The sequence below is a fragment of the Pseudoalteromonas sp. ASV78 genome (assembly GCF_047806705.1).
GTDB lineage: Bacteria > Pseudomonadota > Gammaproteobacteria > Enterobacterales > Alteromonadaceae > Pseudoalteromonas > Pseudoalteromonas prydzensis_A.
Window position 1 is genome coordinate 2,728,516 of the sequence record NZ_JBLOPA010000001.1, and the last position, 12,475, is coordinate 2,740,990.

General features: G+C 42.6%; 9 protein-coding genes. 3 read left to right on the forward strand and 6 right to left on the reverse strand.

The window, feature by feature from the left end:
* Positions 1 to 74 precede the first annotated feature (74 nt).
* Positions 75 to 1,226 (forward strand): chromate efflux transporter, encoded by a 1,152-nt coding sequence (chrA, locus tag ACMVDV_RS12235; RefSeq protein ID WP_416158300.1) that lies wholly within the window; start codon positions 75 to 77, stop codon positions 1,224 to 1,226.
* Here chrA and ACMVDV_RS12240 read toward each other — a convergent pair.
* The 3 genes from ACMVDV_RS12240 to speA all read right to left on the reverse strand — a co-directional run bounded on the left by ACMVDV_RS12240 (position 1,189) and on the right by speA (position 5,414).
* Entirely contained in the window at positions 1,189 to 2,448 is a 1,260-nt protein-coding gene (locus ACMVDV_RS12240; protein ID WP_192542472.1) for a mechanosensitive ion channel family protein, read from the reverse strand. The genes chrA and ACMVDV_RS12240 overlap by 38 nt on opposite strands.
* 131 nt (positions 2,449 to 2,579) lie before the next feature.
* Positions 2,580 to 3,473: an acyltransferase gene (locus tag ACMVDV_RS12245; protein WP_192542473.1), complete on the reverse strand. Its 894-nt coding sequence runs from the start codon at positions 3,471 to 3,473 to the stop codon at positions 2,580 to 2,582.
* 63 nt (positions 3,474 to 3,536) lie between these two features.
* The gene (speA, locus tag ACMVDV_RS12250) at positions 3,537 to 5,414 is read right to left on the reverse strand and encodes a biosynthetic arginine decarboxylase (protein WP_416158301.1); all 1,878 of its coding nucleotides are present in this window, start codon (positions 5,412 to 5,414) and stop codon (positions 3,537 to 3,539) included.
* A gap of 198 nt (positions 5,415 to 5,612) precedes the next feature.
* Here speA and speE point away from each other — a divergent pair, with 198 nt between their 5' ends.
* The gene (gene speE / locus ACMVDV_RS12255) at positions 5,613 to 6,476 is read left to right on the forward strand and encodes a polyamine aminopropyltransferase (protein WP_416158302.1); all 864 of its coding nucleotides are present in this window, start codon (positions 5,613 to 5,615) and stop codon (positions 6,474 to 6,476) included.
* A 64-nt stretch (positions 6,477 to 6,540) separates the two neighbouring features.
* On the opposite strand, the gene ACMVDV_RS12260 is transcribed toward speE, so the two are convergent.
* From ACMVDV_RS12260 to ACMVDV_RS12270, 3 genes are all read right to left on the reverse strand, one after another.
* Complete coding sequence (locus ACMVDV_RS12260) at positions 6,541 to 8,142, reverse strand: methyl-accepting chemotaxis protein (protein WP_416158303.1); 1,602 nt, start codon at positions 8,140 to 8,142, stop codon at positions 6,541 to 6,543.
* Positions 8,143 to 8,212: 70 nt separating this feature from the next.
* Positions 8,213 to 9,442: a hypothetical protein gene (locus ACMVDV_RS12265; protein WP_416158304.1), complete on the reverse strand. Its 1,230-nt coding sequence runs from the start codon at positions 9,440 to 9,442 to the stop codon at positions 8,213 to 8,215.
* A complete protein-coding gene (locus ACMVDV_RS12270; RefSeq protein WP_416158305.1) occupies positions 9,429 to 10,058 on the reverse strand; it encodes a methylamine utilization protein in 630 nt (209 codons plus the stop codon). Before ACMVDV_RS12270 ends, ACMVDV_RS12265 begins: the two co-directional genes overlap by 14 nt.
* Positions 10,059 to 10,246: 188 nt before the next feature.
* On the opposite strand from ACMVDV_RS12270, the gene ACMVDV_RS12275 reads away from it, so the two are divergent.
* Entirely contained in the window at positions 10,247 to 12,289 is a 2,043-nt protein-coding gene (locus tag ACMVDV_RS12275; protein WP_416158306.1) for a glycoside hydrolase family 97 protein, read from the forward strand.
* Positions 12,290 to 12,475: the final 186 nt, after the last annotated feature.

Consider the following 12,475-nt stretch of genomic DNA (forward strand, 5'->3'; position numbering starts at 1 on the left):
AGATTAAAAACCATAAAATTGTCACGAAATTTTGTCATACTTAGCTGTTATAGAAATAACAAACGAGAGAATTCATGTTACTAGCTATTTTTAAGCAGTTTTTTTTACTCGGTTGCATGAGCTTTGGTGGGCCTGCGGCACACCTAGGTTATTTTAAGCGCCACTTTGTTGATAACTTACAATGGCTCAATGCTCAGCGTTATGCGCAACTGATCAGCCTTAGTCAAGCTTTGCCTGGGCCTGGCTCAAGTCAGGTTGGCTTCGCAATTGGTGTAGAACGTGCTGGGGTATTCGGTGGCATTGCTGCATTTATTGGCTTTACCTTACCTTCATTTTTGATCATGGCGTTGCTCGCCATCAGCGCCCATCAATTTGACGCTATTTATTTCGCAATTATTGCCGGTTTAAAATTGTTTGCTGTGGTGATCGTCGCTGATGCAACGCTCAGCATGGCAAAAAGTTTTTGTACCAGCTGGGCTCTCAAAGCGCTTGCCGTATTGAGTACTTCAGTGCTGATATTAGTTCCTAACTTAAGCAGCCAAATTTTAGTACTCGTTATTGCAGCGGTAATTGGCGCTTTTTATCCTTTGCTCAAACTAGCCCCAGATGAAGCCTCTAGTGAGAGCCAAAGCCTCGCTATAAATTGGCCCGCCTTAATATTATTTGCGCTGTTATTGCTGATTAGTTTCGTACCATTAGGTTCTCAATTTTCGGCTTTTGCACCTTTTTATCAAGCGGGAGCTATGGTATTTGGCGGCGGTCATGTGGTATTGCCGGTTTTACAAGCTGGCTTACCAAGTTTACCAACCGAGCAATTTTTAAGTGCCTACGCGAGTGCGCAAGCCGTGCCGGGACCGATGTTTACCATTGCAACTTACCTCGGTGCTGAACTCAATAATAATCAGCCATTAATGGGGGCAGTGATTGCCACCTTGCTAATTTTCACCCCAGGATTTTTATTGATGTTAGCATTTCAAAAAAGCTGGTTACAATTAGCACAAAGACCGCGCTTTGCGAGCAGTATTGCCGCGCTTAATGCGGCTGTAGTGGGATTTTTAGCAGCAGCACTGTATTCACCGATTTGGACATCAGCCGTTCACTCCATTTGGCATATTGTGATTGTTGCGGCTGCTTTTGCATGGCTAAGACTGGCAAAGCCACCAATTTGGTGGCTGTTAATTGCCTTTATTAGTGTGGGTCTGCTTCAGTATTATTTGCCACTTTAATCGTAGGCTTAATACCGGTTGGAGTAATCGCCGCAGGACTAAATTGCCCACTGACACTTTGATAAGCACGCAAGTCAAAAATAGGCAGCACTGCAAGTAAATGATCCATGATCTCTGCTTGTAAGTGCTCGTACGATATCCAGCGCTTATCTTCACTAAAACAATAAAACTCTATCGGTAAGCCATGATTTAGCGGTTGTAACTCTCGTACCATTAATGTCAGTGACGTGTTTATTTTACTGTGCTGCTTTAAATACCCTTCAGCATAACGGCGAAACAACCCTAGGTTTGATACCGGATCCGGTAGCATATTCATTTTAATATACTCTTGTAACGCGATAGTTTGAGCAATGCTATTGGTAAGCTCATCGTCAGCTAAACGAATACTGTTCATATCAATATTGAGTGAACGCTTAATACGACGTCCCCCCGACTCTTGCATACCTCGCCAGTTTTTGAATGAGCCTGCCACCAGCATATAAGTCGGAATGGTCGTAATGGTGTTATCCCAGTTACGTACTTTTACGGTGTTTAAACCTAAATCAATAACCTCACCGTCTGCGCCGTAATTATCTACTTGGATCCAGTCACCGTAGGTTACTAACCGGTTGGCGGCTATTTGAATACTGGCGACAAAGCCTAAAATAGTGTCTTTAAATACCAATAAGGTAACCGCTGCAATAGCACCAAAACCAGAGAGAATATAAGTCGGCGATTTTTCCAGTACGATACTCACAATCAAGATTGCGCAGATCATAAAAGTAATTAATTTAACAACTTGAATTAAACCTTGAATTGGCACTTCACGGGCAAATTCCAGCTGGTTATAAATACCACCCGCAATACTGACGATACTACTAATGATAAAACCAACATGAATAATCAGCAGCGTTTGACCAATCGTTTTAAATACCTCAGCGGCAAATTCACCAACGGGGTAAACACTGTCAAAAGTTGCCAAGAATAATACGCAACAGAGCATTCCTGCAAAGCGGCGATTGAGCTTAGTCAGCATTGGCGCCAATACCCCAATTCGCTCAGGAGATAGTTTAGTGGCCACTTTTTGAATGCCAGGCAACATTAAGCGACGGGTAAATAAATATACAACTAGCAGTGAGAACACCCCGATCGCGGTAGCGGTCAAAGAGCTAAACAACGCCGTATCAGGCACCCCTTCAAACCAAGGTTGCACAAGCTGCTGTAAATGAGTTGGAGTCGTCATGGTAATTTAATTCCTTGCTGCGTGATGCTGAATAACTGTCATTTTAACTACCTTGCTCGTTGCTTCACACTGTAACAGCCACACATTTATAATGTTGTGCTGATTTGCTTAGCTATTAGTTTCTGCGCTGATCACGTTTGTTGCTGTGACTTAACGTTTTGTTCAAGCTTAGTGAGCTGCTGCTCTTTCTCTTGCCATAAACGGTTTAACTCTGATTGAAAACGTATTCTAAACTCAGAGTCCCCGCTGTAATCGCCAATTAATTCTTCACTTACCGGTATTACCTCAACATGCACGTTGATCTGCTTTACTCGACCACTGGCAAAATCAACAAAAGTTGGTATGCCATCTGGATACTGAATAGTGACATTTACCACTTTAGAAATTTGCTCACCCATAGCTTGCATGACAAATGCCACACCACCCGCTTTTGGTTTCAATAAATGCGGAAACGGGCTGTTTTGACGGGCGTGTTTTTGTGTTGTAAAGCGTGTACCTTCGACAAAGTTAACAATACTGACTGGCATTTCTTTAAATTTTTCGCAGGCTTTACGTGTCGTTTCTAAATCTTTACCACGCAGTTTTGGGTTCTTTTTAAGCTGGCTTTTACTGGTGCGAGTCATAAATGGGAAGTCCAGTGCCCACCACGCTAAGCCTAAAAACGGCACATAGATTAGCTCTTTTTTTAAAAAGAAGTTTAAAAATGGAATGCGACGATTAAGTACACGTTGCATCACCAAAATATCAACCCAACTTTGGTGATTGGCAATAACCAAATACCAATCCTTTAGCTTTATTTCTTCAAGCCCAGTTACGTTTAGCTGATGAGGGGTAAAAATATTTTGATTAATTGAATTGCAAGACACCCAAATACTGGCACACTTTTTAGCTATCCAGCTCATTGCTTTTTGCAGTGGCTTGAACGGGATTAACTTTATTAAGCCGCAGATCAAAATTGGCACAAACCAAATTATCGTATTTATGGTGTAAAAAAAGATGCTAAAAATACAACGGAGCAAAGACATTACTACTTAATTCCTTTCATTAAAACTGTACGGCAATTTATAACGCAATACGCAATATCGCAATTAATCTTCAAAATAGGTATACCCTTCAAGGCCCGCATTTAGCTCCGCTAAATATTGCTGCTTAACAGGTTCGCTAATAGCTAACTGCTGTACTGTGGTAGCAAAGTTATCCGAAAAAATATCGCTATCATAATCAACAAACTTTAATACATCCTTAACGCTATCCCCCTTAATCGCATTAGTAAGCTGGTAGCCTTGCTCGGTGAGTTCAACGTGCACAGAATCAGTATCACCAAATAAGTTATGCAGATCTCCTAATATCTCTTGGTACGCCCCAACCATAAACATGGCAATGTGGTATTGCTGCCCTGGTATATATTGTGGGATAGGTAAGCTGGTTTCAATCCCTGCGCCCTCAACATATTCACGAATTTGACCATCAGAATCACAGGTAATATCTTGAATAATCGCGCGTTGTGTTAGCGGCTTATCAAGGTTTTCAATCGGCATTACTGGGAATAACTGTTGAATACCCCAGACATCTGGCAATGACTGAAATAATGAAAAGTTCACAAACAGTTTATCTGCCAATTTTTCATTTAGGTCATCAAGCACTTCACGGTGCGCACGCGCATTGCTCAATGACGCACGAACGCGATGCAAAATGGTAAAATAAAGCTGCTCTATTTTCGCCCACTCCAGCATGCTGACTAAACCATGTACGTATTGGTCGTGCGCTTCGCTAAATAAATGCATCGCATCGTGGTAAATTTCCAGTGCCATACGTGGGTTTAAACGCTGTAAACATTGCCACATCTCATCAAGAACTAATGCACTATTTGGCTCTGGTGCACTTGGATTACTGTGATTAGGTGCTTGTTCGACGTCGATAACATCAGTGATCAACACCGCATGATGCGCAGTGAGTGCACGACCTGATTCTGTAATAATCGCCGGATGCGGAAGCTCATGCTGCTCGCATACTTCTGCAAACGCATTAACCACATTACGGGCGTATTCTTCGACCGTGTAATTCATTGAGCATGCACTACGTGAACCGGAACCTTCGTAATCGACACCTAAACCACCACCAACATCTACGGTATTAAGTGGTACACCTAGTTGGCTTAATTCGGCGAAGTGACGAGAACATTCACGTAAAGCACGGTGAATATCACGAATATTGGCAATTTGTGAACCAATATGAAAATGCACCATTTGCATTAAATGCAGCTTGTTATGTTGTTTAAGTACTTCAACGGCAGTTAACACTTGCCCAGCCGTTAAGCCAAACTTACCTTTTTCGCCACCGGTATTTTGCCACTTGCCTTTGCCCACTGAATTTAAACGGATACGAATACCAATGGCAGGTTCAATGCCTAAATCTTCAATTTCAGCTAATAAGGTCGTTAATTCGGAGAGTTTTTCAACCACGATTTTTACTTTGTGACCCATTGCTTGGCCAATGCAAGCTAAACGTAAAAACTCACTGTCTTTATAGCCATTACACACAATCGTGATTGGTTGCTTCGCAACGCCTAGGATTGCCATTAACTCAGGTTTTGAGCCGGCCTCTAAACCCACCAAGCCACTCGGGTGTGCTAATAGCTTGCTGACCACTGAACGTTGTTGGTTTACTTTAATCGGGTAAACGCAAGTATATTGCCCTTGATAAGCACGGGCATTGCGCGCGCTACTAAATGCGCGGGTCATAGTATCAACCCGATTTTGCAAAATATCGGTAAAGCGCACTAATACAGGTAACGTTAACCCTTGTTTTTTGAATTGCTCAGTCAACTCGGTTAATGAAATAGCGGCTTTAGTTTGATCGCCATCCGGATAGGCAACCAGCTCACCTTGGCTATTAATATCAAAGTAACCATCGCTCCAATGTGCGACGTTATATGTAGAGCGTGCTGTATCTAAACCCCAAGTCATGGCAAATTCTTCTATAGTTAAGCAAGTATAAACGCACATTTTAATACGTCAGCGGCCACCAAGCTAACAAAAATTGACCTTTTCCCAAAGCACAGGTTAAATTATTCGTAGGAACAGTGAAAATTTCATTGAGCAAAACGCCAAGCACTGGCAGAATTGCCCCTTTTTCATACTCAACTCAAAAGTGTAACTAGCGACATGGCAAATTTAGATCAAAGTAAATGGTTTACCGAAATCAGTGAACGTGACGGCAGCGCGTTTTCTCTGCGCATCAACAAAAAGTTAGATGAGCAACAATCTCCTTTCCAAAAGGTTGAAATGTATGAAACAACCGACTTTGGCAACCTAATGATTATTGATGGTTGCACTATGGTAAGTAGTCGCGAAAACTTTTTTTACCATGAAATGATCAGCCACCCAGCATTGCTTGCTCACCCAAACCCAAAAAATGTAGTGATTATTGGTGGTGGTGACTGCGGTACTTTGCGCGAAGTACTCAAGCACCCGGGCGTTGAGTCTGTTACACAAATCGATATCGACGAAGTAGTGACCCAAATGTCATTAAAATACTTCCCTGAATTATGTGAAGCAAACCAAGATCCACGTGCCACAGTGATGTTTGACGACGGTATAAAATACATGCGTGAAGCCGCGCCTGAGTCTATCGATGTGGTGATTGTTGATGGTACCGATCCGGTTGGCCCTGGTGAAGGTTTATTCAACCATGCATTTTACACTAGTTGCTTAAACGCCCTTCGCACTGGCGGCATTATGGTGCAACAAAGTGAATCGCCATTGATGCATATGCCATTATTGGTTGAAATGCGCGATGCAATGACAGCCGTTGGTTTTAAAGACTTACAAACTCTGCCATTTCCTCAGCCAATTTACCCAAGTGGTTTATGGTCAGTAACGCTTGCCCGTAAAGATGAAGCTTTCGCAGGCTTTAGAGAAGAGTCAGCCGCTGAGCTTGCGCAAACTACAGAATACTACAACAGCGGTATTCACCACGGCGCACTGGCAACACCAAATTATATGAAACGCGCTTTCGAGAAAAAGTAAACGTTAGCTACTCACAATGCAAAAAGGGTTCTATCGAACCCTTTTTATTACCTACAGCAAAAAATTAAACTTTAAAGCGCTGTACTAGGCGGTTTAATTCATCGGTTAATTGATTCATTCTTACCGCGACTTCTTCGGTTGAACGTGCCAGCTCGCCACCTTGCATGGTTTGATCGTTCAATGACGATAAATTATGGCTAATTTCTTCTGCTACTGCGGTTTGCTCATCGGTAGCTTGCGCTGTTTGCATGGCCATATCGTTCACTTTTACTGATGACTCTTGCATCGCATTAAGCACATCATTGGTTTGCGTAAACGAGGCTACGGCTTCATCCGCAAAGCGTTTGCCACCATTAATTGCCGTTAAAGATTGTTCGACACTATTGGCAAATTGCTCAACCATTTGTTGTATATCGTTAGTGCTTTCTTGAGTGCGCGTTGCCAAGGTGCGTACTTCATCGGCGACCACCGCAAACCCTCGCCCTTGTTCGCCAGCACGCGCCGCTTCGATAGCAGCATTAAGCGCGAGTAAATTAGTTTGCTCTGCAATCGCGCGGATCACCTCCAGCACTTTTGCTATATTATCGGAGCTTTGTTGCAGTTCAGTTGATTTGTTACTGGCATGTTCCATATTTTCAGATAGCGCGACTATTTTATCACTCGAATTAGCCACAGCCGTCAAACCTTGCTTAGCCAGTTGTTGTGAATTATCAGCCTCTTTTGAAGATTGCTGCGCCACATTGGCCACTTCGCGACTAGCAACACTCATTTGATGAACTGCACTGACGATTGATTCAGATGCTTGGCTGAGTTTTTGAGTGATCTGATTATTTTGATTTGCGAACTGACTTAAATCAGTCCCTAAATGGTTGAGTTCATTAGCTTGACCTAAAATATCACGGATCAGTTGCTGCAAATTATCTAAAAAGCGATTAAATGCAGTGGCCAGCTCGGCAAATTCATCTTGGCTTGCTATCGCTATACGTCCTGTTAAATCACCATCCCCAGAAGCAATATCATTAATTCGCGCTGTCACATAATGCATTTGCTTCGTTAGCTGACGTGGGATCATATAACTAAACCAAGCTGAAATCGCTAACAGTACCACCACTATAGTCAGTAAAAACCATTTCGTTGTGGTGATCTTCTCTAGCAGTTTTTGTTTTTCTTGTTTCGACGTCAACTCAGCTTGTTCACCTGCTTTATCTAAAATATCGCGCAGCGCTGCAAACTCAGTATCGGCCTGTTGATTCTTTTGCTTGTTTTGCGGGTCGTTGATAAACGCGTTTGATGCTGATAGCCATTTATTAAAGGCACTATCAAAGCCACCAAACTGTGTAGTCACTTGCGGGTAGGCTGATAGAAAATGTAAATATTGATTAAAACGTTCGCTCACTTGCTGTGCGTTTTCTCGGTGATCTTGCAGCTCTTCTGCACTGCCCATCTTATTAGTTACTAAGTGTAGTTCGGCCACTTTGGCTTGATAGAGATCGCGGTCACTGTTAACCACGACTGAAATAGCATTTAGAAACCGCTCAGATTGTGCGTCTAAAGCAACTTTTTGTAAGTTAATTAAGTATGTGTAACCTGTGATCAGCACAATTATTGCAATCCCAAGTAACACAATTGGAACGGAGCTTTTAACACGAATACTCTGTAATTTCATGTTTCACCTTATACGTAAAAGTGCAGTATCAATCGATACTTAAAGATAGTTCAAACGCACAAAATTACCATTAATAGCGCCACTGCACATTTAAACTCAGCTGCTGTTGCGATAATTTTCTGGCCATTGCCATCGCCTCGCGGTTATCTGCCTGACTATGTAATGCTGAGCCTTCAATACCAAGCTGCCATTGCGGGGTTAACTGATAGCGCCATGTTGCGGTAATAGCTTCGCCATGGCTGGCGTTTGGATCAAACGCCCAATCATCATGATCGGTTACCTCAAAAAAATCATAACGTACGGAAAAACGATGTTTTGCGATTTTGTGGCTAAGTAACGCAAAATGGCTGTAAAAGTCATTATTAACGCCACGGTTTTTGCCCATTGCCGTTTTGCCAGACATAGCTTGTACTATCAAACGTGTTTGAGCTGTCAATTTATAAAGCCAAGCAGCACTGGCAAAGCGAGTATCCCATGCATACTGACCCGTAGCATAATTTAGCGCAGCAGGATCGCCATTATTATCGTAATAATAAAAACGAAATTGTGATTTTTTTAAATAATCCCAGTGCATTCCCAGGTAATAACCAAAGCGTCCATCAACCTCTTCAAAGGGCAGCACCTGATTTGCCTGATACTGAAGTTGAGGGGTATTAAATGAAGCAATTGGTGCAAAGGCAATACTTTCATTAAAGGTGGTTTGACGGTCATGTAATGCAAAGCCACGCCACGCAAGTAATGTTCCTGCAGGATCATTACCTTTAAAAGTAGCAGCAACGAAGCTAAAGCTATGGGCAGTGTTAAAGCTGCGGCCAGGCCGCTTGATAGTGGCCTCAACTCCAACGGTACGTACCTCTTCACCTAGCCATGAGTTTATTGCTGAGTTAGTATAATTATAAGGCGAGAGCCAACCCATATCGGGGTTTTCTAATGACAATAGTGGGTAAAAACCACCTACCCGCAAATGCCATTTATAGTTACTTTGTGTAAGTGGCTGATACTGCAAATAGGCCTGACTAAAACCTAGGCTCGACTGCGGATCTTGGTAAGCATTAATAACCCCATGCGCTGACCAAGCGGTCGTTAAATCGACTCTAAAATCAAGCAAACCTTGTGACAGTACAATGCCATCATTATCACTGTCATACCGGTACAGCCCTACCCCACCTTGTTGCCAACTCAATTGTGGATCACCTTTAACAGCACTTAGTTGCACTAAGCCCTTTACTTGTGCAAACGCATTAATACTGCATATTAATCCCAGTAAATTAACAGCAAAAATGGCTTTATTCATAGTCATCAAATTCATCAACCGCAATGGTAATACGAGGCACAATAGATTGCTCTATTTGATAAACAATCGCTGCACTGGTGAGCCCGATTGCTTTGCTTTCAGTTTGACTAATATCACTAAACCCTTCATGCCATACATTAAGCTTAAAATCGCCTTGTTCTGGCGTCAGTTCAATTTGCCCTTGGTTATTTGTAATGCCATAAAATGGGCTATCAACCACCACAATATAACCCAACATCCAATCATGGATATTACAACCTAGCTCAACGACCCCAGTTTGTTCAAAACGGATCGGGGCTTGCGGTTGTTCACGATACAGCTTTAATTCAAATGGTTTAGCTGTTGAAAACGAATAAACGTGATGCATGATTGAATCCGCATTTGGAAACTCAACCTGTGCATTTTGCGGCACCACTAAAACATGAGGAGTAAATTGCCGCGCTTTTTGCGTCATAGTAAATGGCGAGCTCACTGGCAAGGTTGGTAGAGTATTATCTGTTGCAGTTAGCCACACCACCGCATTCGCAAGCGGCTGCTGGTTTTGATCATTAATGGTGATGGTTACAGCATGACTTTTACTCATCATAAAAATAAATAAAGTAGCGATAAATAGTTTGCTCATCTAAATGTCTTATTATTTGGCTTTATTCATTATAGACCGATTCAATTAATACTTTGTTAATTTTATTTTGCATATTTAGCTAAAACTTGGCCGACTAATAAATTGAATACGTATGCAGCCATCTCGTAATCAAGGCGCTTGCGCTTTATGCTAAATGATTCAATTAGGTTACACCTCAAGGAACAGCTATGCGATTACCTTTGCTACTTCTACTTGGATTTTCAAGTGCTTGCTTTGCTAAAGACGCGACGATTCAATCTCCAAACGGAAACATAAAAATAACCATTTCGGATCAGCAAGCTACACCAAGTTATAAGATCAGCTTTAACGGCAAAAATGTTATTGAAAACTCATCACTTGGCTTTGAATTTAAGCAACAAGCCGCCTTTGCTGAAGGCTTTACAATAACCGACGTTAAAAGTTCTCAACATGACAGCCAATGGCAACAACCTTGGGGTGAACGCCAAACCGTTATTGATAAACATAACGAAGTTGCCGTTACCTTTAGTAAACCAGCGCCACAAGGCGGCACATACACGGTTCGTTTTCGAGCCTTTGATGATGGCGTGGGTTTTCGTTACGAAGTACCGAAACAAGCAGGGTTTGAAAACATCGAAATCACTAAAGAACTCACCGAGTTTGCCATTAGTGGGGCAGATAAAGCCACCGCATGGTGGATCCCTGCGCGTGGTTGGAACCGTTATGAATACGTTTATAACACCAGCCCACTACAACAAGCGGCGCTGGTACACACCCCATTTACCTTTAAAAATGCTGACGATGTCCATGTCAGTATCCACGAAGCTGCTCTGGTTGATTACGCAGGCATGGTGCTCAATCAACGTCGTCCAGGGACTTTACAAGCCGACTTAACACCTTGGTCTGATGGCATCGCAGTTAAAAAGCACGGTGCATTTAATACTCCATGGCGTACAGTACAAATTGGCGAAAAAGCCATTGATTTGATCAATTCAGATATTATTTTAAACCTCAATGAAGCAAACAAGCTCGGTGATGTATCGTGGGTTAAACCAGGTAAATACGTGGGTATTTGGTGGGGTATGCACATCAATGAAACCACTTGGGGCAGCGGTGAAAAACACGGCGCAACCACACAAAACACGAAATATTACATGGATTTTGCGGCTAAATATGGCTTTGATGGCGTATTGGTTGAAGGTTGGAATATTGGCTGGGATGGCGACTGGTTCTTCAACGGTGATGTATTTAGCTTTACTAAACCTTACGCTGATTTTGATATTGCAGAGCTTACTCGTTACGGCAAACAAAAAGGTGTGCAACTGATTGGCCACCACGAAACCTCAGGCAACGTAACTAACTACCGCGAGCAAATGGAAGACGCTTACGCGCTGTACGAAAAATCTAACGTCAGCCAAGTAAAAACAGGTTACGTAGCAGATGGTGGTAACATCAAACGTATTGATGAAAACGGCATTGCTCGCCATGAGTGGCACGATGGCCAATTTATGGTTAATGAATACCTACACAGTGTAAAGCTCGCTGCTAAACATAAAATTAGCATTAATACTCACGAGCCAATTAAAGATACCGGCCTGCGCCGTACTTACCCAAATTGGATCGCCCGTGAAGGTGCTCGCGGCCAAGAGTTTAATGCCTGGGGCACACCGCCAAATCCACCAGAGCATATTCCAATGCTGGCTTTCACGCGTATGTTGGCAGGGCCAATGGACTTTACCCCAGGTATTTTTGATATGGGCTTTAATGGCTTAGGTGCTGACACTAACCGTCCGCAAACCACGTTAGCAAAGCAGTTGGCTTTGTATGTGGTGTTGTACAGCCCTATTCAAATGGCCGCAGATTTACCGCGTAACTATTTAGCCAAACCGGATGCTTTTCAGTTTATTCAAGACGTACCTACCGATTGGCAGCAAAGTATTGCCCTTGATGGTGAAGTTGGTGACTTTGTAGTATTTGCTCGTAAAGAGCGTAAACGCGATGGCTACTCAGGTAACGATTGGTACTTAGGTGCCGTGACCGACGAACAAGCACGTACACTTGAAGTAAAGCTCGACTTTTTAGATAAAGGCAAAAAGTTTGCAGCGCAGATTTATCGTGATGGCGATAAAGCCGAGTGGAAAAATAACCCATACGATTTAACAATAGAAACACGCGTTGTTACGGCGGCTGATAAGCTAACTCTCAACCTTGCCACCAGCGGTGGTACAGCGATTAGATTTAAAGCATTGTAATAGCAAACTTATAAACATATTAAAGTAATGGCTAAGCGCGAGTATAACTCGCGCTTATTCGTTTTAAGACTAAGATACAGCTGCCCCCTTAAAACCGTTCGGCAACAACCACAATTATTAATCCAATAACCCCAGTAACAACAAAGCACTCAACTTGAGCAACCTAAATACTGGCTGACTCCTTGC